This is a genomic window from Azospirillum largimobile (assembly GCF_977007025.2).
Window position 1 is genome coordinate 1,254,315 of sequence record NZ_CDRMUA020000001.1, and the last position, 20,240, is coordinate 1,274,554.

General features: G+C 68.8%; 16 protein-coding genes, 1 tRNA gene and 1 riboswitch. Of the genes, 10 read left to right on the plus strand and 7 right to left on the minus strand.

Annotation, left to right across the window (positions count from 1 at the left end; genetic code table 11):
• Positions 1-31 precede the first annotated feature (31 nt).
• Positions 32-138: riboswitch (TPP riboswitch) on the minus strand.
• Positions 139-218: 80 nt separating this feature from the next.
• Positions 219-1,391 carry an acetoin utilization protein AcuC gene (locus tag ACWPKK_RS05885; RefSeq protein WP_452001715.1) on the plus strand — a complete coding sequence of 391 codons (1,173 nt, stop codon included), beginning with the start codon at positions 219-221 and terminating at the stop codon, positions 1,389-1,391.
• 149 nt (positions 1,392-1,540) lie between these two features.
• Entirely contained in the window at positions 1,541-2,188 is a 648-nt protein-coding gene (locus tag ACWPKK_RS05890; RefSeq protein ID WP_324871992.1) for a hypothetical protein, read from the plus strand.
• A gap of 629 nt (positions 2,189-2,817) precedes the next feature.
• Here the strand turns inward: ACWPKK_RS05890 and ACWPKK_RS05895 are convergent.
• Positions 2,818-4,410, minus strand: coding sequence for a hypothetical protein (locus tag ACWPKK_RS05895; protein ID WP_452001718.1), 1,593 nt, complete (start codon positions 4,408-4,410; stop codon positions 2,818-2,820).
• A gap of 331 nt (positions 4,411-4,741) precedes the next feature.
• On the opposite strand from ACWPKK_RS05895, the gene ACWPKK_RS05900 reads away from it, so the two are divergent.
• The 3 genes from ACWPKK_RS05900 to ACWPKK_RS05910 all read left to right on the plus strand — a co-directional run bounded on the left by ACWPKK_RS05900 (position 4,742) and on the right by ACWPKK_RS05910 (position 6,996).
• Positions 4,742-5,554 (plus strand): hypothetical protein, encoded by an 813-nt coding sequence (locus tag ACWPKK_RS05900; protein WP_452001720.1) that lies wholly within the window; start codon positions 4,742-4,744, stop codon positions 5,552-5,554.
• A 205-nt stretch (positions 5,555-5,759) separates the two neighbouring features.
• Positions 5,760-6,188 carry a response regulator gene (locus tag ACWPKK_RS05905; protein ID WP_452001723.1) on the plus strand — a complete coding sequence of 143 codons (429 nt, stop codon included), beginning with the start codon at positions 5,760-5,762 and terminating at the stop codon, positions 6,186-6,188.
• A 304-nt stretch (positions 6,189-6,492) separates the two neighbouring features.
• Entirely contained in the window at positions 6,493-6,996 is a 504-nt protein-coding gene (locus ACWPKK_RS05910; RefSeq protein ID WP_452001726.1) for a single-stranded DNA-binding protein, read from the plus strand.
• An 86-nt stretch (positions 6,997-7,082) separates the two neighbouring features.
• On the opposite strand, the gene ACWPKK_RS05915 is transcribed toward ACWPKK_RS05910, so the two are convergent.
• A complete protein-coding gene (locus tag ACWPKK_RS05915) occupies positions 7,083-7,985 on the minus strand; it encodes a LysR family transcriptional regulator (protein WP_452001729.1) in 903 nt (300 codons plus the stop codon).
• 141 nt (positions 7,986-8,126) lie between these two features.
• Between ACWPKK_RS05915 and ACWPKK_RS05920 the strand changes: the two genes are divergently transcribed.
• Positions 8,127-9,308, plus strand: a complete 1,182-nt coding sequence (locus ACWPKK_RS05920) for an MFS transporter (protein WP_452001731.1) — start codon at positions 8,127-8,129, stop codon at positions 9,306-9,308.
• 45 nt (positions 9,309-9,353) lie between these two features.
• On the opposite strand, the gene ACWPKK_RS05925 is transcribed toward ACWPKK_RS05920, so the two are convergent.
• From ACWPKK_RS05925 to ACWPKK_RS05945, 5 genes are all read right to left on the minus strand, one after another.
• Positions 9,354-9,428 (minus strand) — tRNA-Gln (locus ACWPKK_RS05925).
• Between the two features lie 117 nt (positions 9,429-9,545).
• Complete coding sequence (locus ACWPKK_RS05930) at positions 9,546-11,651, minus strand: hypothetical protein (RefSeq protein ID WP_452001734.1); 2,106 nt, start codon at positions 11,649-11,651, stop codon at positions 9,546-9,548.
• Positions 11,651-14,374: a DUF4159 domain-containing protein gene (locus tag ACWPKK_RS05935; protein ID WP_452001737.1), complete on the minus strand. Its 2,724-nt coding sequence runs from the start codon at positions 14,372-14,374 to the stop codon at positions 11,651-11,653. Before ACWPKK_RS05935 ends, ACWPKK_RS05930 begins: the two co-directional genes overlap by 1 nt.
• A gap of 95 nt (positions 14,375-14,469) precedes the next feature.
• On the minus strand, positions 14,470-15,399 hold the full coding sequence (locus tag ACWPKK_RS05940; protein WP_452001740.1) for a DUF58 domain-containing protein: 930 nt from the start codon (positions 15,397-15,399) through the stop codon (positions 14,470-14,472).
• A 20-nt stretch (positions 15,400-15,419) separates the two neighbouring features.
• The gene (locus tag ACWPKK_RS05945) at positions 15,420-16,385 is read right to left on the minus strand and encodes an AAA family ATPase (RefSeq protein WP_452004726.1); all 966 of its coding nucleotides are present in this window, start codon (positions 16,383-16,385) and stop codon (positions 15,420-15,422) included.
• Positions 16,386-16,686: 301 nt separating this feature from the next.
• On the opposite strand from ACWPKK_RS05945, the gene ACWPKK_RS05950 reads away from it, so the two are divergent.
• The 4 genes from ACWPKK_RS05950 (at position 16,687) to ACWPKK_RS05965 (ending at position 20,211) form a co-directional block, all read left to right on the plus strand.
• Complete coding sequence (locus tag ACWPKK_RS05950; protein ID WP_452001743.1) at positions 16,687-17,271, plus strand: DUF1285 domain-containing protein; 585 nt, start codon at positions 16,687-16,689, stop codon at positions 17,269-17,271.
• 32 nt (positions 17,272-17,303) lie between these two features.
• Positions 17,304-17,981, plus strand: a complete 678-nt coding sequence (locus tag ACWPKK_RS05955; protein WP_452001746.1) for a CoA pyrophosphatase — start codon at positions 17,304-17,306, stop codon at positions 17,979-17,981.
• A gap of 43 nt (positions 17,982-18,024) precedes the next feature.
• Entirely contained in the window at positions 18,025-19,275 is a 1,251-nt protein-coding gene (locus ACWPKK_RS05960; RefSeq protein WP_452001749.1) for a CCA tRNA nucleotidyltransferase, read from the plus strand.
• 171 nt (positions 19,276-19,446) lie between these two features.
• Entirely contained in the window at positions 19,447-20,211 is a 765-nt protein-coding gene (locus ACWPKK_RS05965) for an SDR family oxidoreductase (protein ID WP_452001752.1), read from the plus strand.
• Positions 20,212-20,240: the final 29 nt, after the last annotated feature.

The window sequence follows — 20,240 nt, forward strand, 5'->3', positions numbered from 1 at the left end:
AGCATGGCGGGAGGGCGGAGAGGGTGCGCGTACGGTCTGGCATCACTGATCCCTACGCCGGCATGAACCGGATCAGGTTCCAGGGGTCGTTCCGCAACGGAACCTCTCAGCCGCCCATCGGCTCCCCCCAGTGAAGGCGGCGACTATAGGCGCGGACGATCCGCGACCGCAAGCATTGCCGCAGGCCCTTCCAGAGCGCGGAAGCGGCGGGGTGCCGCTTGACCGGCGCACGGCTCCGCCTAGTTTGTGGCGGGACCGATGGAGATCATCCCCTGACCACGCCTCTCCGCACCCCTCTGTTCATCGGCGGCGACATCTATCGCGGCTCGACCTATGGCCCGAAGCATCCGCTGGCGATCCCACGCGTATCGACCGCCATCGATCTCAGCCGCGCCATGGGGTGGCTGCCCGACAAGGTCTATCTCGACACCCATGTGGCGAGCGAACGCGAACTGGCCCGCTTCCACACGGCGGACTATATCGCCGCGCTGAAGCGGGCGGAGGCGGAGCAGCGGGTGGACGAGGCGACGGCGGCCCGCCACAATCTCGGCAAGCTGGAGAATCCCGTCTTCGCCGAGATGTACCGGCGGCCGGCCCACAGCAGCGGGTCGGCCCTGCAGGCGGCGCGCATCCTGGGCGACCGTCCGGCCGGGCTGGTCTATGCGCCGGCGGCCGGCACGCACCATGCGCGCCGCGACCGGGCCAGCGGCTTCTGCTATTTCAACGCGCCGGTGCTGGGCATCCTGGAACTGCTCGACCATGGGCTGGAGCGGGTTCTCTATGTCGACCTCGACGCCCACCATGGCGACGGGGTGGAGGAGGCCTTCGCCGACGACGACCGGGTGCTGACCATCTCCATCCACGAGGACGGGCGCTGGCCCTACACCGGCAAGGCGGAGGATCGGGCCGGCGGCATGGCCCGCAACCTGCCGGTTCCGCCAGGCTTCAACGACAGCGAGATGGAGCATGTGATGGAGGCGGCGGTGCTGCCGTTGGCCCGCGCCTTCCGTCCGCAGGCTATGGTGATCCAGACCGGTGCCGACGCCCTGGCCGAAGATCCCCTGAGCCGGCTGGAACTGTCCAACAATGCGCTGTGGGAGGCGGTGGCGGCCCTGCTGCCGCTGGCGCCACGGGTGCTGGTGGTCGGCGGCGGCGGCTATAATCCCTGGTCGGTCGGACGCTGCTGGGCCGGCATCTGGGCGGTGATGAACGGGATCGACCCTGCCGTGCCGCCGACGGCGGAGGCGGAAGCGGTGCTGCGCGCCCTAACCTGGAACCGCGCCGCCGGTCGCAACCCGCCGGAGCACTGGTTCACCACCCTGGCGGACGAACGCCGGCCGGGGCCGGTGCGTGACGCGGTGAAGCGGGTGGCGGAGATGGCGGCATCCTGACACATTTCCGACGAATTTGGAGCGAAGCCGAGACGATTCGTTGACGGGGTTGGATTGTTCGTTGATCCTCGAAGCTCCGCACCGGTGCCGATCGTGCCGATTCCGGCAGATCGCATGGTGCGGGTTTCGGGAGGAGAACGGGCGGGCGGATGTCGAACACGACGCTGTTCCTGATCGCCATCGTCATCATCATGCTGGCCGCCGTCCCGGTCGCCATGATGCTGAAGGATTTCCTGCCGAACATCCTGGAAAAGAGCAGCGGTCTGGAGCAGATCGAGAACCGCGTCTACGTGCTGCATGCCGAGGCGCACGAGCTTCAGAACCGCGTCAATCAACTGGTCCAGCGCCGCAACAGCCAGTCTTCCGAACGCCACCGGCTGGAAACCGACATCCGCAAGGCGGAAAAGCAGATCAGGGATCTGGCGGAACAGCCGCCGCTGTTCGTGCATGAGGTCGGCGATCCGCAGGCCGGCCTGATGAAGTTCGTCGCGACCGTCACGCAGGAGAAGGCATCGGCCGCCGCGCGGGCCGCCGGTGACCGCGGGCCGGTCAACCCCATCTGGCGCTGCGCCAATGTGGCGGAGGTGTGGGCGTCCAGCTTCGACGAGGCCAAGCAGATGGTCGACGTCGCCTTTCCCTTCAAGCTGGGCTTCCAGAAGTCGTTCATGCGCGGCGACGCGCGGACCGGCGGCGGTAAGGGGGGTGCGAAGGGCGGCGCACCCCAGCCCCCGGCAACGGCGCGGGCCAAGGCCGCTTCCGCCATATCCGGCGCCGTCACATCCGGCGCCGCCACATGATGATCAACTTCATCATCGTTCTGGGGATCATCGCCATCGGCGCATGGCTCGGCAACGTGCTGCTGTCGGTCGAACAGCGGGTGTCGCAGGCCCGGCAGCGCGTCCGCGGCGTCCGCGGCACGCTGGACAAGCTGGACGCGACGATCCACCGCCTGCACCGGGAGGAGGAGAACCTCCATGGCGAGATCGAAGAGTTGGTCCGCGACATGGTGGAACTGCGCAAGAAGCAGGTCGAGGTGCATCAGCGCCTGACCGAGGCGCAGAACCGCCGCCGTCCGCAAATCCTGATCCTGACCGACCGCCGCAACCCCGGCGACAAGGAATGGCTGGTCACCATGGTGAACCAGCAGATCGGCGAGATCGACGCCGCCCACCCGCTGGCTGTCGAATGGGCGCGCGGACGCGATTATCTGGTTTGGGCGGAATCGGAACGCGAGGCCGCCGAACGCGCCACCCGCCGCTTCAGCGCAAGGCCGGGCTATCAGGTGAAATCGGTGACGGCGGTGAAGGAAGACCTCTACAGCGCAAGCGCCGCCCGCAACGCTGCGGCCTTGACCGGCAAAGAGAAAGCCCTTCTCCCGAGAGGAAAGAAGGGCTTTGAAGAGCGGACCGGTGGGTCGTTAAGCGCCTCAGCGTGCCTTGGCGGTCGCCGGGGTCTGGCGGAAGGCGTCGTGCAGGTAGGGCGACAGAGCCTGACGCATGTTGCGCAGCCATTCATGGATGATGATCAGCGAGCGGGAGGCGACGGGCGGGGTCATGCCCAGCTTCACCAGATCCTCGCGGGTCATCGTCGCCACCTGATCCAGCCGGTGGCCGGTCAGGCGGGCCCAGGCGGGGGCGGCGCAGGGCGACATGGAGATGACCTGCAGCCCCTCGCGCTCCACCATCTCCGCCTTGCGGCGGGCATACTGGCTGTCCTCGAGCTGCGAGAAGGGGCCGGAGAAGCCGTTCTCCACCAGGACGCGCTTCGCCTTCGGCGCGATGGTCGCCACCCGCTCCAGCGTGGTCATGCCGGTGGACAGCGAGGCGAGATCGACGGTCACCGGCACCATGAAGGTCAGCCGCTCGCCGTCACCGACGTAATAGTCGAAGCCCGACACCTCGGCCCAGTTGAAGAACCACTGCGAGATGTTGCCGCCGAAATCATACAGGCGGCCGCCGCGCTGCAGCTCCGGCCCGATCAGGTCCCAGAATTCGTAGAAGCCGTCGCCCGACCCCATCATGTTCATGAAATCCTGGGTGATGCGGCGGTGTTCGACCACGTCCGGGCCGAACAGGCGGGCGAGTCGCTCGTTCACCTCGTACTCGACGACCTTCAGCTGCAGGCCTTCCAGCATGGCGGTCGCCATCAGGTGATGGGACAGCAGCGTCTTGCCGACGCCGCCGCGGTCATTGAGGACGAAGATCGTGCCCAGCATGCGATCGCCTTTCCAGTGTACGTTTGTTGAGTCGTCTTGGAGCATCGGGGGGGACATCAAGGAGCCGGTGTTCTGCGCGGCCGCCGTGGACGTCGGTTGGGGAGCCGGCCGCGGGGCCGGCTCGGGTGTCGGTTCAGGTACAGGTTCGGGGGCCGGTGCCTCTGCCGCTTCGCTCTCTACAGCGGATTTCGGTTCCGGGGCACTGGTTTCCGCGCCCGTTTCACCGTCCGCCGCCGGTTGATCCTCGGCGTCCTTCGCCGCCGGAGCCAGCAGGCTCGGGGCAGGGGAGGCGGGTTCGGGCTCGGGTTCGGGGACGGAGTCAGCCGATTCCATGTCGGCTTCAGGGTCGGCTTCAGGCGTCTTCGCCGGCGGCGGGACGGGAGCAGCGTCGACGGACGCTGCGGCGGCCTCGTCGGCATGATCGGGGCCAGCGATCGGGGCGGTCTCCGGGGTCTCTTCGTCCTCGCCCATCAGCCCGGCCGACAGCGCAGCCTCGTGGACGGCGGCAAGCGTTTCCGCCGGCATTGCCGCGGCGGCACCGCCATGGTCGCCGACCGCCTCACCACGTCCCTCGTTCCCGACCAGGAAGAAGGCGGAGCGCAGGGTGACCGGCGAGATCGGTTGGCTGTCGCGGGCGGTGATGCCCAGCTTCGCCAGCAGATCGGAGATTTCGGCCCAGGACAGACCGCGTTCGCGCATCAGTCCGATATCGGCATAGCTTTCGCGCACCGCCTGCATGGCGCTGCGGTTGCCAGCCGGGCGATCGGCAAGGAGCCGTTCAAGTTCCGAGCGGTCGATCGACACCGTATGGGATTCCGGCAAGATGAAATGGCGGCGGGGAGGCGCCGGGACGTTGGATCACAAGGAATCCTTTCCCCTGGGGCCGAAAAAATAGTACAAGCGGCCATCACGCGCAAACGGTTTCCAAACGACTTCAACGGCGCTAAACATCGCTCTCCGATTGGGGGCGCCGGCCGTGACGTGCGGCAACTTCGCCGACGCTCCGGCTGACCGCGCCATGACGTCGGCTTTTGGAACCGCTGTCCGGTTGCGCGGTTTGCAGTACGCACGTCCGGCTGTATTCGTCGCGACGTCTGTTTTCACTGGGCTGGGCTTGGAACCGGGGTTGGGCAGGATGCCTCACGATTTTGGTTCGTCACGGGACCGGCGATCCGCATCCGCACCGGGAGCGGGAATCGGTTTCCACGAGTTGCGGCAGGCCTGCGAGATCTCTGCGCTGCGCGAGGATCTGGAACGGCTCGCCCACGAGGCCGGCGCGTTGCGTGACGGTGTGGAACAGGCAGTGGAGGATGTCCGCGACCGATTCGCCGCCCTGAGTGCGGAGGAAATGGCCGATCCCATGGTCCTGGCCCCACTGCTGCAACTCGCGGTAACCACCTTGCTGGAGATTCGCGAGCAGGCGCGGCAGCTCAACACCAGCACCGGCCCGCTGGCCGACGACGAGCGTCCCTCCTGGATGGGGGCCGCGGAGGCGCCACGCCTGCGCCCCTCTGCGCCGCCGCCTGCCTGGGGCGATGCATGGGATGAGGAAACGCCGCCGTCCCGGCCCCACCCCGTGGCCCACGTTCCGCCATCCGACCAGCCGACCGCATCACCGGGCGACCTGCCGGCAGATCTGCCGGCCCGGCCGGCGCAAAAGGCATTGGCGGCACCGACCGCGCAGGCTCCGGTGGCCGAGCCGTTCCGTCCGGCAGCGGGCTCATCCACGCCGACCACCGCCGAACCGGTCTCGCCTTTTTCACCTGCCCAGACGCCGGCAGCTTTGCCCGCAGCCCCCACCCCGCCTGCCGATGCCCAGGCCGCCTGGCTCTCCGGCGAGCCTGTTCCGCCGCCGCCGCCGTCAAGGGCGGCGACGGCGCGCAGCAATGGAACCGGCAGACCACGCCCGCCCGGCGGCATCGACTGGCTCGGCCCGGCAGGACGCTGACCATCTTTCCGGCATTGCTGCTGCCATCCGAGGCTATCCGACTCGAGGTGATGTGTTTCTGCACCGATCGGCGAAAAAGGTCAGATCCTGAACGATTGATCTTGCAAATTCGGGGTGGTGTAGTACAAACGGCGTAGCATTAAGCGCAATTTTGCCAAAATTCGTCGCTTGTCGCTCAACGCCATGTTTCCCGGAGGTCGGTCGCATGCTCAGGATCGACGCCATCGCCAAACCGCAGTCAACCTACCGCACCCGCGCACCTGGCCAACCGTTGCGCGTGATGGTCGTGGAGCATGACGAGACAGCCGCCGATGCCCTGGCGGTGGTGGTCAGCGACCTTGGCCATACCGTCTGCGGTGTCGCCCGAACCGAGGCGGAAGCAGCGGATTTCGCTCTGCGCGAACGGCCGGATCTGGCGCTGCTTGATGTCCGGCTCGGCGGCGGTGACGGCATCGCGGTGGCCCGGCGGCTGAACCTGGACCATGGCCTGCGCTGCATCTTCCTGTCCGGCAACAGCGACCACGGCACCATGGCCCGCATCACCGAGACCTATCCGCTCGGCGTCGTCCACAGGCCTTTCTCCCATGCCCAGCTGAAAGTGGCCCTGGATCTGGCGGCGCGGCGTCTGCGCTGACCGGATACCGGCGCTACTTCGAAGGAAACGGTTTTCCGACGCCTGCTGCTCTGCTATATTTGTTCATGGAGTGTTCTGGTCCGGAACGGCAGGGCGAGTGCGCCGGTCCGGGGATCGCCAGTGCATTTCCGACGGCGGTTGACCGGCGTCGGTCCCTCGTGCTTCGTTGCGCGGGACCGGGGGGATGGTCGCCATTGAACAGCCGGCCCTGCGAATGGGAACCCTCGGCATCTGGGTGCCTCCGCCGGGCATCCTGACGGGTCGGCATGGATGCTGGGACACTCGCGCTTAGGAGCAACGAGCGATGAATGTTTGGACGTTTACGGGACGCCTGGGCGCGGACGGCGAATTGCGCACGACCCAGAGCGGCGAGAAGGTGCTGGGTTTCCGCGTCGCCAATGACGTCGGTTTCGGCGATCGCAAGACGACCCAGTGGGTCGATTGCTCCATCTGGGGCCGCCGCGCCGAGTCGCTCGCTCCGCACCTGACCAAGGGCAAGAGCGTCGTCGTGTCGGGCGAGGTGACCCTGCGCGAATACGAGAAGCGCGATGGCACCCGCGGCGCCGGCCTGTCGGTCCGCGTGGCCGAGATCGACTTCACCGGCGGCGCCCGTGAAGAGGGCGGCGGCGGCAGCTTCGGCGGCGGTGGCGGCGGCTACGAATCGCGTGGCGGTGGAAGCGGCGGTGGAAGCGGCGGCTATGGTGGTGGCAGCGGCGGCGGCAACTATGGCGGCGGTTCGTCGGGCGGCCGCAGCGGCGGCGGCGCTCCGCCCCGTCACGAGGACCTCGACGACGAAATCCCGTTCTGAGGCTGAACGCCCCAACGGTACGCCCCATCGGCCGGATGCCCGTCATCCGGCCGATGTCGTTTTCGGGAACGGGAACTGTTCCGCGGTCACTCCGCCAAGCGCGACCGCAGGCGCGGTGCCATGTGGTCCAGGAAGGCGCGGACACGGCGCGGAGCGCGGTCGCGGCCGGTGTACACGGCGTGGATTTCCTCCATGTCCACCAGCACATCGTCCAGCACCGCCACCAGCCGCCCGTCGCGCAGATCGTCGCGCACATGATAGTCGGCCAGCCGCGCCAGCCCCAGGCCCAGCAGCGCCATGTGCCGGACCGTCTCGCCATTGTTCGCCAGGATGCGTGTCGGCACTTCCCGGTCGACCAGCCGCCCTCCGGACTTCAGCGGCCAGACCGCGGCTGCACGGCGGAAGTTGAAGCCCAGGCAGTCGTGCGCCTCGAGGTCGGCCGCGGTCAGCGGCACGCCCAGCCGCTCCAGATAGGCGGGAGAGGCGACGATCCGTCGGCGCACCACGCCAAGCCTCTGGACCAGCAGCGCCGAATCGCTCAAAGGACCGGCGCGGAAGGCGACGTCCACCCGGGCGGCATAGAGGTCCACCACCTCGTCCGTCATCGTCACGTCCATCGTGATGCCGGGATGGTCGCGCAGAAATTCCGGCAACAGCGGCAGCAGGCAATGCTGGCCGAAAGGGACTGAGGCGTTCACACGGATCAGTCCGGTCGGCGTACGCGCGCCACCGCCGATCTCGGCGTCAAGCGCGTCCATCTCCCCCAGCAGAGCCTCGGCCCGCTCGCGGTAAAGCTCACCTTCCGCGGTCAGGCGCAGCTTCCGGGTCGACCGCTCCACCAGCCGAACGCCCAGTCGCTCCTCCAGCCGGGTGATCAGTTTGGCGGTGGAGGAGGGCGTCATGCCGACATCGCGACCGGCCGCGCTGAAACTGCCATGGGCGGCCACCTGAAGGAACACCCGCATTTCCCAGGCACGAGGATCGCTCATCGAACCATCTTTCACCAACCTTGTCACTGGACGACAAGATCATGGGAACACAGCGGGCATTCCCGTTCCAGACCTTATGACGCACATGGTCTCCCCAGAGCAGTCCCTGCCGGGACAGTCCTTCGAATGGAGACCTTTGAAATGCCTCTCGCACTGCTGGCGCTGGCGATCAGCGCCTATGCGATCGGGACGACCGAGTTCGTCGTCGTCGGCCTTCTGCCCACCGTTGCGAACGATCTGGGAGTTAGCCTGCCGCTGGCGGGGATGGTGGTCAGCGTCTATGCCCTGGGCGTCACCTTCGGCGCGCCGGTCCTGACCGCCCTCACCGGCAGGTTCCGGCGCAAGCCGCTGCTGCTAGGGCTGATGGGCGTCTTCGTCGCCGGCAACCTGCTGGCCGGCGTCAGTCCGAATTACGAGACCCTGCTGGTGGCGCGGGTGCTGAGCGCCTTCGCCCATGGCGTCTTCTTCTCCGTCGGGTCGACCATCGCGGCCGATCTTGTGCCGGAGGACAAGCGCGCCTCCGCCATTGCCATGATGTTCTCCGGCTTGACCATCGCCATCGTCACCGGCGTGCCGCTGGGCACCTGGATCGGCCAGACCTTCGGCTGGCGCGCCACTTTCCTCGCGGTTTCGGCACTGGGCGTCATCGGTGGCCTGGGTGTCGCGGCCCTGGTTCCCGCCCGCCTCAGCCAGCCGCCGGCCGCCGGGCTGGGTGCGCAGGTGGCGGTTCTGGCGAAGCCGCGGCTTCTGCTGGCCTTCGCCATCACCGCGCTGGGCTATGGCGGCACCTTCGTCGCCTTCACCTTCCTGGCGCCGATCCTGGAGACGATCACCGGCTTCTCCAGCGCCACCGTCAGCCTCGTGCTGGTTCTGTATGGTGCCGCCATTGCCGTCGGCAACGTCATTGGCGGCAGGCTCGCCAACCGCCGGCCGGTGAGGGCGCTGGCCTGGCTGTTCGCCCTGCAGGCGCTGGTGCTGATCGTCTTCACCTTCACCGCCGACGCCAAGATCCCGGCGCTGATCACGCTCGCTGGCATGGGCGCGCTGGCCTTCGCCAACGTCCCTGGGCTTCAGCTCTATGTCGTGCAGTTGGCGCAGCGCCATGCGCCGGGCGCCGTGGACGTGGCATCCGCGCTCAACATCGCTGCCTTCAACCTGGGCATTGCCGCGGGGGCCTTCTTCGGCGGGCAGGTGGTGTCGTCGCCGCTCGGCCTCGGCGCCACGCCCTGGATCGGCGGACTGTTCGTGCTGGGCGGGCTCGTCCTGACGCTGGCCAGCGGCGCGCTCGACCGGCGTGAACGGGCCGAGCCGGCTGTCGGCTGATAGCGCAGGCCGGCAGTCACGATTTTGAAAATCCGGAGGGAAAGTTGGCTGGGGCGCCAGGATTCGAACCTGGGAATGGCGGTACCAAAAACCGCTGCCTTACCACTTGGCGACGCCCCAACCGGCGCGGCGATCAACTCTTATCGCCGGAAGGAGCGGCACCATAATCGGAAGCCCGGCCGAACGCAACAGGCTGTTTTCGGAAAATTTTCGCCGCGAAAACAGCCTCCCGACCGATCAGCGTCCCTCCCGGCGCCACGCCATCAACAGGCCGCCCAGCACCAGGGCCAGAACCGCACCCACCGGCAGCAGCGGCACTTCGGTGACACCGGTCACCGTATAGTCGCCGTTGGCCCGCAGGCCGATCCAGCCGGAACCGCTCTGGCTGCGGTCGGCCTGGGTGCGGCGCACGTCGATGCCGGGGTTGGGTCCGCTGTCGGTGTCGGTGATCCAGTGGATGCCGCCGCCGGTCGCCTCGGCCACCGGCTGCATCCGGTCACCGGTGGAGCGCACGTCGGCCAGTTCGGGCGTGTTGACCGCGCCCACCACGGCCAGCGTCGTCCGCTCCCCGTCTGATATGCGGTAGATGCCGGGCGCGCTGGCCGTCACCGTGGCGATGGCGCGGCCGGTCTTGTCGTCGGCCAACTGCAGTGTGCTTGTTTGGTCGGACGGATCGGTGAGGGTGACGGAGCGCGGATCCGGGGTGAGGGAGCGGCGTTCCACCGTGATGCGGTTGCCGTCCACGCGGGCGCGCAGGTCGTTCTCCTCCAACTCCGGTTCCTTCATCAGCCAGTGGGCGAGACGGCGCAACAGCTCCGCCTGCGGACCGCCGCCTTCGAAGCCGCGGCTCCACAGCCAGATCTGGTCGGAGGCAAGCTGCGCCACCCGGCCCTTGCCGACGCGGTCCAGCAGCAGAAGCGGGCGGTTGTCGGCCCCCTGCATGACCACGGTGCCGCCATTTGGGGCGACATCGACCTGATGGAACCAGCGGCCCCAGGTCGGCGGGGCATCGATGCGGTCGCCTGGCAGTCCGGCGGTCACCGGATGGCGGCGGCCGACATCGGTGACGGTCGGCAAGAAGGGGCGGTCCACCGTCTGCCCATTGGGGGCGGCGGGAAGGATGGCGCCCAGGGGCGTGCGGTAGAGCGACAGCGGCGAGGCATAGCCCTGTCCCGAGGCCTCCAGCAGGGCGCCGCCCTTGCGGACATAGTCGGCGATGTTCTCCAGATACATCTGGGGCAACACGCCGCGGCGGCGGTAGCGGTCGAAGATGATCAGGTCGAACTCGTCGAGCTTCACCTCGAACAGCTCGCGGATCGGAAAGGCGATCAGCGACAACTCGCGGATCGGCGTGCCGTCCTGCTTCTCGGGCGGGCGCAGGATGGTGAAATGGACCAGATCGACCGCCGGGTCCGCCTTCAGCAGGTTGCGCCAAGTGCGCTCGCCGGCATGGGGCTCGCCGGAGACCAGCAGAACGCGCAGCCGGTCGCGGACGCCGTTCACCACCACCGCTGCGCGGTTGTTGGCGAGCGTCAGCTCCTGCTTCGCCGCCTCCACCTCCAGTTCCAGAACATTCTGCCCGCCATGGGTGACCGGCAGGTCGATCCGTACGTCTTGTCCCACCGGAACGCGGATGGTGCCGGGCGCGCCGCCGTCCTGGCGCAGGGTCACCGCGGCGTCGGGGGACTGTCGTCCGGGCATGTCGTCGACGCGGATGGTCAATTCCACCGACTTGCCGACAAGGCCGTAGTTGGGCGCCTGCACGATGGCGATGCGGCGGTCGCCCTCGTTGCGGTCGCCGGTCAGCAGGGTGTGGACCGGGCCGATGTCGGCCAGCTTGCCCGGCACCTGCGGAACGTCGTGCACCTGGCCGTCGGTGATGAAGACGGCGCCGGCCATGCGGCGGCGCGGAACGTCGGCCATCGCGCGGTTCAGCGCGTCGAACAGATGCGTCTCGTTGATCGTGCCGCCGGTCTCGGCTCCTTCGCCGGTGCGCGCCACGCGCACCTCCAAGTCGTCGAAGCGCTTCAGCCGTTCGGTCAGTTGTTCCACCGCCCGGTCGGTGCGGGCGCGGCGGTCGCCAATGGCCTGGCTGGGCGAATCATCGACCACGACCACCGCGACATCCTTGATCGGGTCACGCCTCTCCTGCACCAGCGACGGGTTGATCAGGGCCAGCGCCAGCACGATGACGGCCAGCAGGCGAAGCAGCGTGCCGCGCGCCCGGCGCAAGGCGGCGACCAGCACCACCAGCAGGGCGAAGCCGACCAGGGCGCCCAGCACCGGCCAGGGCAGCAGCGGCGCCAGAGCCACCGAAAGTCCGGAGAGCAGATCGACGGGCATTACTGGCCGAACCTTTCCAGGATGGCGGGCACATGGACCTGATCGGCCTTGTAGTTGCCGGTCAGGGCGTACATCACGACATTCACGCCGAAGCGATAGGCTATCTCGCGCTGGCGCTCGCCGCCGGGGATGACCGCGTACATCGGCTGGCCGTTGCGGCTGACCGCCCAGGCGGAGGCCCAGTCGTTGCCGCCGATCACGACGGAGGAGACGCCGTCATTCGCCGGCCCCTCGCGCGCCTCGATCCACAGCTGGCCGCCGGCCTGCCGTCCGGGGAAGTCGGTCAGCAGATAGAAGGACTTGCGCAGCACATGGTCCTGCGGCACCGGCGCCAGCGGCGGGATGTCCAGCCCCTGGACCAGACGCTGCAGAATGCCGGAACCACCGCCCGGCGCCTGGTCGCGGGTGTCGAACAGGATGGTGCCGCCGCTGCGCATGTATTCGTTCACCCGCTGGCGCGCCTGATCCGACAGCGGCCTCTGCCGGTCAGAGACGGGCCAGTAGAGCAGAGGATAGAAGGCGAGCTCGTCCCGCTCCGGATCGACGCCGACCGCTCCCGCCGCCTCCACCGCCGTGCGCAGGCCGAGAACGCTGACCAGCCCCTCCAGCCCGGCGCGGGAGGTGTCGTCGACGCCGCTGTCGCCGGTCTGGACATAGGCGAGATAGGTCTCCGCCGTCACCTTCACCGCATTGTCCTGGTCCTGCGCCCGGACCGGCTGAGGTGCGGCGGTTAGTGCGGCCGCCAGCAGCAGCGCGGCCGCCGCGCCGCCGGCCCCGCGGCGGAGGCGGGGGGCACGCAGCAGGCCGCGAAGCGCCAGCGCGATCAGCAGGTCGATGGACAGCAGGGCGAGCGCCGCCGCCAGCAGCGACGGCTTCAACGGCACCTCGCCGCGGCCACCATAGCCGTCGCGCCCGACGCCGGCCGGCAGGGGCGGCAGCGGGTCGATCGTGGTGACGGCGGAGGACAGGTTCAGGGCGCGGCGGGCATCATCGGTCCCGTAGAAGCCCGGCGGATGTCGCGGTCCGATCACGTCGGCGCCGGCATTGCCGGGAATCGGGAAGGCGGTGGGCGGCGGCGGCACCAGCCGTCCGGTGCCGTCCAGCACCTCGACCGGGTCGAGCGAGGTGGTCGCCGCGGTGCCCGTCACGCCGCCGCTGAGCGCCACCAGCCGGCGCAGCATGTCGACATACAGGCCAGACAGCGGCAGGTTCGACCAGTCCGGATTGGCCGTGGTGTGGACCAGCACGATCCAGCCGTCGCCGCGCTTCTGCGAGGTCACCAGCGGCGTGCCGTCGGCCAGACGCGCCCAGGTGCGGTCGGCCAGATCCAGCGCCGGTTCGGCCAGAACCTGACGGTTGACCTGAACGTCGGCGGGGATCGTCAGTCCTTCGAAGGGCGACTTGGCCGGGAAGGGCTGCAGCCGCGCCGGCTCCGACCAGGACAGGGCGCCGCCCAGGGCACGGTCGCCGATGCGCAGGCGGACCGGCACCAGCGTGTCGGCATGCTGGGCCAGACGCGGGCCGGCGAAGCGCAGCAGAACGCCGCCCTTCTTCACCCAATCCTCGATGTCCTGCACCTCGCTGCCGGTCAGGGCGCCGATGTCGGACAGGATCAGCACGGCAAGATCGCGCTTCAGCAGGTCCAGCGTGTCGCCGCGCCGCACCTCGTTGTAGGGCGACAGGGCGCGTTCAAGATAATAGAGGTCCGACAGCAGCGGCTGGCTTTCCCCTTCCGACCGGCCGGAAACCAGCCCGACCGGACGGCGGCGCCAACGCTCGTCCAGCAGCACGGTGGCGCCGGCGGTGGTGTCGCCCTCCACCCGCAGGGCGGCGGCGTCGTTGCGCAGTTCGGTGGGCACGTCCAGCCGCACCTCCCGCATCTTCTGGCCAGGCTCGAAGGCAACGGTCTGCCGGGTCAGCAGGCGGCCATCGGCGGCGGTGAGGCGGACGGTCACCGGCTCCGGCCGGGACGGGTCGGCGCGGAGGATGCGGGCGGTCAGCACCGTCCCCTCGCTCGACGGCGGAAGCAGCAGGTGAGGGGGGCGCTCGGCCGAATCGTCGAGCACGTCGGCGGAGCCCAGCCGCTGCAGCCCGGCGGCCAGCGCCGCGGCGCGCCCGTCGCCGACACCGTCGCTGAGCCAGACCGCATGGATGGAGCCGCTGCCGTTCGTCTGGGCGGCGACCGCCTTCAGTGCCTCCAGCGCCGCGGCGCGGTCGGTCGGCCAGGGCAGGGGAGCCAGCGCCTGGGCCAGACGGCGGGCCTCGGTGGCGGGTAGGACGGCGCTGGCATGGATCGGCTGGCCATCGGCCGGCGGGGCGGTCGGCAGCAGGATGACCGGGCGTTGTTGGCGCTCGGCCTGGGCGATCATCTCGTCCATCGTGCGCTTGCGCGTCGGCCAGTCGCGGCCGGCGGCCCAGCCATTGTCGACGACCAGCAACAGCGGTCCGCCGCCCGGCAGCGCCGCACGCGGGTTCAGCAGCGGCCCGGCCAGCGCCAGTATGATCAGCGCCGCCACGATCAGCCGCAGAAGCAGGAGCCACCAGGGCGTGCGGGCCGGCGTCTCCTCCTGCGCGGTCAGGTCGCGCAGCAGGCGGATGGCGGGAAACTGGACGGCGCGCGGCGCCGGCGGCGTGACGCGCAACAGCCACCACAGGACCGGCAAGGCGGCCAGTGCGGTCAAGACCCAGGGGGCGGCGAAGGCGATCGGTCCGAGACCCAGCATTGGCGCGTCTTCAAGAGGGGGAGGGGCGGAAATCGGTCATCCGCGCCTGCGCGGAGATGACGACCGTTCATGAGTATGGGACTCCGACCGCCGCTTCACACCGCCTCCATCGCCATCGCACCCCAGAGGGTGAGCAGCGCCGATTGCGGGGAACGGTCGGTGCGGTGAACGGCGAAGCTCCATCCTGCGGTGCGGGCCAACGCGGCCAGACCGTCCTGCTGCGCCTTCAGGCGTTCGCGGTAGGCCTCGCGTACCGCCTCCACCCGTGGGACCAGCAGGTTCTGTTCGCCCTCCAAGCCGTGGAAATCGACGCGGCCGTCATAGGGCAGCGTCTCTTCCGCAGGGTCGAGGATCTGGACCAGATGGCCGCGCAGACCGCGGCCGGTCAGGCCGGCGACGGCGGCATGAATTTCTTGCAGGGGGGACAGCAGGTCGCCGAACAGCACGGTCTGGGCATGGCGGGGCAGGGGCTCCACCCGCGGCAGGGGATCCGGCGACGCAACGGCGCGCGGGTCGGTCATCAGCCGGGCGATGCGGTCGATGGCGGTCTTGCCATGGTCGGGACGCACGCCGCTGTTCAGCAGCGCCACCCGTTCGCCGCCGCGCGCCAGCAGGACGGCGGTGGCGAGCGTCAGCAGGTCGGCCCGCTCGCGCTTGGTCGGCAGGCCGGGGGCGGAGCGGAAATCCATGGAAGGCGAGCGGTCGCGCCACAGCCAGACGCTCTGCGCCGCCTCCCATTCATTCTCGCGCACATAGACCGGCTGGGTCTTGGCCGACTGGCGCCAGTCGATCATCGACGGCGCGTCGCCGGGCTGGTAGCGGCGGAACTGCCAGAAGGTCTCGCCCAGCCCGACGCGGCGCCGGCCGTGCACGCCCTGGGCGACGGTGGCGGCCACCCGCTCCGCCGCGACCAGAAGCGGGGGGAGGGCCGAGGCCAGCTCCTCCGCGCGATGGCGGGCGAGCAGCGTCGTTGCCACCGGGGTCTTGGCCGGGGTCTTCGGCTGTGGGGCTGGGCTGCGCGGCATCGCGGCTCCGCTCTGAGGGGTCACATCAGGGGGGTACAGAGGCGGTCGATGACGTCGTCCAGCGTCACCCCGTCAGCCCGCGCGGCGAAGTTCAGAGCCATGCGGTGCTTCAGGATCGGCTTGGCGAGCGCCACCACGTCGTCCAGCGAGGGCGACAGCCGGCCATCCAGAACCGCACGGGCACGGGCGGCGAGCATCAGCGACTGGCTGGCGCGCGGGCCAGGCCCCCAGGCGACGTGCTGGCGCACCTCCATCAGCTCCGACATTTCCGGCCGGCCGCGGCGCACGAGGTCGAGGATGCCGTCGACCACCCCTTCGCCCACCGGAACGCGGCGGACGAGGCGCTGCGCCGCCTGCAGGTCGGCGGCGGACAGCACCGTCACCGCGCGCTCGTCGACGGAACCCGTGGTGGCGATCATCATCCGGCGTTCCGCCTCGCGGTCCGGGTATTCGACGTCGATCTGCATCAGGAAGCGGTCGAGCTGGGCTTCCGGCAGCGGGTAGGTGCCTTCCTGCTCCAGCGGATTCTGGGTGGCCAGGACGTGGAAGGGCTGGGGCAGGGGATGGTACTGGCCGGCGACCGACACGCGATGCTCCTGCATCGCCTGCAGCAGGGCCGACTGGGTACGCGGGCTGGCGCGGTTGATCTCGTCCGCCATCAGCAACTGGCTGAACACCGGGCCGGGCAGGAAGCGGAAGGACCGGCGGCCGTTGTCACCCTCCTCCAGCACTTCGGAGCCGAGGATGTCGGCGGGCATCAGGTCGGGCGTGCACTGGATGCGCTTTTCGGCGAGACCCAGCACGATGCCAAGCGTTTCCACCAGCCGCGTCTTGGCAAGGCCGGGAACACCGATCAGCAGCACATGGCCGCCAGCCAGCAATGTGACTAGCGTGCGGTCGATCACCTCCTGCTGGCCGAAGATCACGCGGCCGATGCGGTCGCGGACGGACGCCAGACGATCGCCCAGCGCCTCGATCTCCTCCATCAGCCGTTGCGGGTCCTCCGGCACGGGAGGCTGCCCCCTCAGGATGTCCTGTGCGCTCAAGGTCTGCTGCTCCCCCGATGATGGGCTGGCCCCGAGATGGGCCGGTTCGGCGTGGCAGTCGCGGTCTTCCGCGACGGGAAACACGGGATCCGCATGGTTGGCCCTGTTCCTGCGCGTTGTCGACACCCATTTTCCGGATCCTGCTGCCGGACCGGGTAGGGCCGACGGACCATTGGAGTGGACCTAACGGTCGAGTGTGGCGAAAATACGCATGTTCGGGGACAAAACGGTTCCCAATCCCATGAAGGTCGGTAACGCGATGGCGAAAGACAAGCGCGCAGATGGACCAACTGCTTCGGAAACACCGCCGGATTTGCCGGCGGCGCTGGGTCGGACGCCCACGCTGGAACAGTACGACATCCGCATTGCGCGTGACGGCACCTGGTTCCACAATGGCGATCCGATCCGCCGGATCGAACTGGCGAAGCTGTTCTCCACCGTTCTGCAGCGCGATGACGAGGGCGATTACTGGCTGATCACGCCGGTCGAACGCGGCCGGATCGTGGTGGAGGATGCACCCTTCGTCGCCGTGGAGATGACGGTGGCGGGCAGCGGGCCCGATCAGGTCCTGTCATTCCGCACCAACCTCGACCATTGGGTGGAAGCCGGCCCCGACCATCCGATCCGTGTGGCCGTAAACCCTGAAACCGGGGAGCCGGCACCCTACATCCAGATCAGAAGCCGGCTGGAGGCACGAATCCTGCGGCCCGTGTTTTACGACATGGTGGAGCGTAGCGAGGCGCGCCGCACCGAAACCGGCGAGTCCGAGGTGGGTCTATGGAGCAACAAGGTCTTCTTCGCGCTGGGCAGGCTGCCTGGCGACTGAGCCTGGAGGAGGTCCGCCGGCGCTTTCCGGCGATGAGCCCCGATGAGACGCCCGTTGAGGCGATTGATGCGGCGGTGGAGAACGCGGTCCGGTCGAACCGGATGGCGCCGAAACACGCATCCAAAATCCGCGGCGATCACGATCTGAACCCGGAGATGGGACCGCCGGATACTTTGCGCGAGGCGGCGGTGCTGGTCCCCCTGGTCGACCGGCCGGAGGAACTGACCGTCATCTTCACCCAGCGCACCGCGACGCTGAGCTCCCATGCCGGCCAAATCAGCTTTCCCGGCGGCCGGATGGAGCCGGAGGATGACGGCCCCGAGGATACCGCGCTGCGCGAAACGGCGGAGGAAATCGGGCTGGAGCGCGGCCGGATCGAGATCGTCGGCCGGCTGGACACCTATGTCACGCGCACCGGTTTCCGGGTCACGCCGGTGGTGGGGGTGGTGACTCCGCCCTTCATCCTGACGCCCGACCCGACCGAGGTGGCGGAGGTGTTCGAGGTGCCGCTGTCCTTCATCCTCGACCCGTCCAACCCACAGCGCCACAGCCGCGAATTCCTGGGCAAGCCGCGCTGGTTCTACGCCTTTCCCTATCCGCAGCGCTACATCTGGGGCGCGACCGCCGGCATGCTGGTGAACCTGCGCGACGTGCTGGGTGCCGCCGCGCGCGAAGCCGGGGAGGGCGGGGCATCCTCCGGCCCGCTCTGACGGCGGTGGAACGGCCATCGGGAATCAGATAGCGTCGCGCACCATGACCGTTGCCGCACGCCTGTCGCCCCAGCCCTGGATGACCGCGCCCGAAAGCCGGGCGGTATTCGCCGCCCTCGACGCGGGCGGCGCCGATGCGCGTTTCGTCGGTGGCTGCGTGCGGGACGCGTGGCTTGGCCGGCCGGTGAAGGACATCGACATCGCCACCCACGCGCCGCCGGAACGGGTGATGGAACTGCTGGAGGCCGCCGGGATCCGCGTCATCCCGACCGGCATCGCCCATGGCACCGTCACCGCGCTGTGCGGCGGCAAGCCCTACGAGATCACCACGCTGCGGCGCGATGTTGAGACGGATGGCCGCCATGCCCGCGTAGAGTTCACGGACGATTGGGTGGAGGACGCCGCCCGCCGTGACCTGACGATGAACGCCCTGAGCTGCACGCCGGACGGCGCGATGTTCGACCCGTTCGGCGGTCTGGCCGATCTTGCCGCCGGCCGCGTCCGCTTCGTCGGCGAGGCGCGGCGGCGGATCGAGGAGGATGTGCTGCGCCTGCTGCGCTTCTTCCGCTTCCACGCCCATTACGGCCGCGGCGAACCTGATGCCGAGGCGTTGGCCGCCTGCCGCGAGCTGGCGCCGCGCCTGCCGACGCTGTCCGGCGAACGGGTGCGGGGAGAGCTGTTCCGCCTGCTGACGGCAGCTTGCGCGGCGGCGGTCTGGCGGCTGATGATGGGGCAGGGGATCATGGTCCACCTGCTGCCGGAGGCGATGGACACCGACCGACTGGATCGGCTGATCGCGGTGGAGCGCGACTTGGGCATCATGCCCGATCCGACCCGCCGGCTGGCCGCGGTGTTGGACAGTGACCGACCGGGAGCGTTGCGCGCGGCGGAAGCGCTCCGGCTGTCCAACCATGAGCGCGACCGGATGCTGGCGCTTGTCGAACCGCCGGTGGTCCTGATGCCGTCCGACGACCGCAAGGCGCTGCGCCAGGGGCTTTACCGCATCGGCGATGGCGAACTGTTCTGCGACCTGCTCCTGGTTGCCGCCGCCGTCCATGACGGCCCGCTCGACCTCACCGCGTTGCGCGCGGCGATGTCCGTGGCCGGCGACCTGCCGAACCTTCGCCTGCCGATTGCCGGCCGCGACCTGCTGGACCTCGGCATCCCGCGCGGCCCGGCCGTCGGCGAGATGCTGAAACGTGTTGAGGGCTGGTGGATCGCCGAGGATTTCCAGCCTGGCCGGGAAGTTTGCCTGGAGATGGCACGCGGTCTGACTGGCGAGCAGCAAACTTGAGCTTGGCCGGAAGGAGCGGAAAAAGCACATAAGCAAGATTATGGAAATTACGTGGGCGATCGGTGCGGAGCAGGGCGGCTCCAGCCTTGCGAATTCGAAAGCAAGAACCGGATAGCCGGCCATGGTCTGTGTTCGCGATTTTCGGGCCGTTCATCGCAATGGAGAATGGTCATGGCACAGCTCGATGGAAAGATTGCAATCGTCACGGGCGCCAGTTCCGGAATCGGACGCGAGACGGCGCTGCTGTTCGCGGAGCACGGAGCCAAGCTCGTGGTCGTGGCACGACGGCTCGGCGAGTTGGAACGGCTGGCGGAGGAAATCCGGGACAGAGGTGCAGAGGCAGCCCCAGTGGCCGGCGACGTCAAGGATGCCGATGCCGCTCGCCAAGCGGTTCAGGTCGCCATCCGAAAATTCGGCGGGCTGGATATCGCCTTCAACAATGCCGGCACCACCGGAGCCCAGACCTCGATACCCGACATGACGGCGGAGAATTGGCAGGATGTGGTCGACACCAACCTGACCAGCGCCTTTCATGCCGCCAAACACCAGGTTCCGGCGATGCTCGCCCGTGGAGGAGGATCGCTGATCTTCACCTCGACCTTTGTCGGCCATACCGTCGGCTTTCCCGGAATGGGTGCCTATGCGGCGAGCAAGGCCGGACTGATCGGGTTGATGCGGGTGATCGCCGCCGAATATGGACCTCATGGAATCCGTGCCAACGCATTGCTGCCGGGCGGCACCGACACGCCGATGGGGCGGGCGGTGTCGAACACGCCGGAGGCCTTGGCCTTCGTCCAGGGGCTTCATGCGCTGAAGCGCCTCGCCACACCACGCGAGATCGCCCAGTCGGCGCTCTATCTGGCGTCCGATGCTTCCAGCTTCACGACCGGTACCGCGATGCTGGTCGACGGCGGGGTTTCCATCACCAGAACCTGATGCGGTCGGGCCGCCCGCCATCGATCGGC

Bases quoted from the DNA above. Each gene is read 5' to 3' on its own strand.
- ACWPKK_RS05890 (WP_324871992.1), top strand. From the start codon at position 1,541: ATGTCGAACACGACGCTGTTCCTGATCGCCATCGTCATCATCATGCTG.
- ACWPKK_RS05900 (WP_452001720.1), top strand. From the start codon at position 4,742: ATGCCTCACGATTTTGGTTCGTCACGGGACCGGCGATCCGCATCCGCA.
- ACWPKK_RS05905 (WP_452001723.1), top strand. From the start codon at position 5,760: ATGCTCAGGATCGACGCCATCGCCAAACCGCAGTCAACCTACCGCACC.
- ACWPKK_RS05910 (WP_452001726.1), top strand. From the start codon at position 6,493: ATGAATGTTTGGACGTTTACGGGACGCCTGGGCGCGGACGGCGAATTG.
- ACWPKK_RS05915 (WP_452001729.1), bottom strand. From the start codon at position 7,985: ATGAGCGATCCTCGTGCCTGGGAAATGCGGGTGTTCCTTCAGGTGGCC.
- ACWPKK_RS05920 (WP_452001731.1), top strand. From the start codon at position 8,127: ATGCCTCTCGCACTGCTGGCGCTGGCGATCAGCGCCTATGCGATCGGG.
- ACWPKK_RS05930 (WP_452001734.1), bottom strand. From the start codon at position 11,651: ATGCCCGTCGATCTGCTCTCCGGACTTTCGGTGGCTCTGGCGCCGCTG.
- ACWPKK_RS05935 (WP_452001737.1), bottom strand. From the start codon at position 14,374: ATGCTGGGTCTCGGACCGATCGCCTTCGCCGCCCCCTGGGTCTTGACC.
- ACWPKK_RS05940 (WP_452001740.1), bottom strand. From the start codon at position 15,399: ATGCCGCGCAGCCCAGCCCCACAGCCGAAGACCCCGGCCAAGACCCCG.
- ACWPKK_RS05945 (WP_452004726.1), bottom strand. From the start codon at position 16,385: ATGGAGGAGATCGAGGCGCTGGGCGATCGTCTGGCGTCCGTCCGCGAC.
- ACWPKK_RS05950 (WP_452001743.1), top strand. From the start codon at position 16,687: ATGAAGGTCGGTAACGCGATGGCGAAAGACAAGCGCGCAGATGGACCA.
- ACWPKK_RS05955 (WP_452001746.1), top strand. From the start codon at position 17,304: ATGAGCCCCGATGAGACGCCCGTTGAGGCGATTGATGCGGCGGTGGAG.
- ACWPKK_RS05960 (WP_452001749.1), top strand. From the start codon at position 18,025: ATGACCGTTGCCGCACGCCTGTCGCCCCAGCCCTGGATGACCGCGCCC.
- ACWPKK_RS05965 (WP_452001752.1), top strand. From the start codon at position 19,447: ATGGCACAGCTCGATGGAAAGATTGCAATCGTCACGGGCGCCAGTTCC.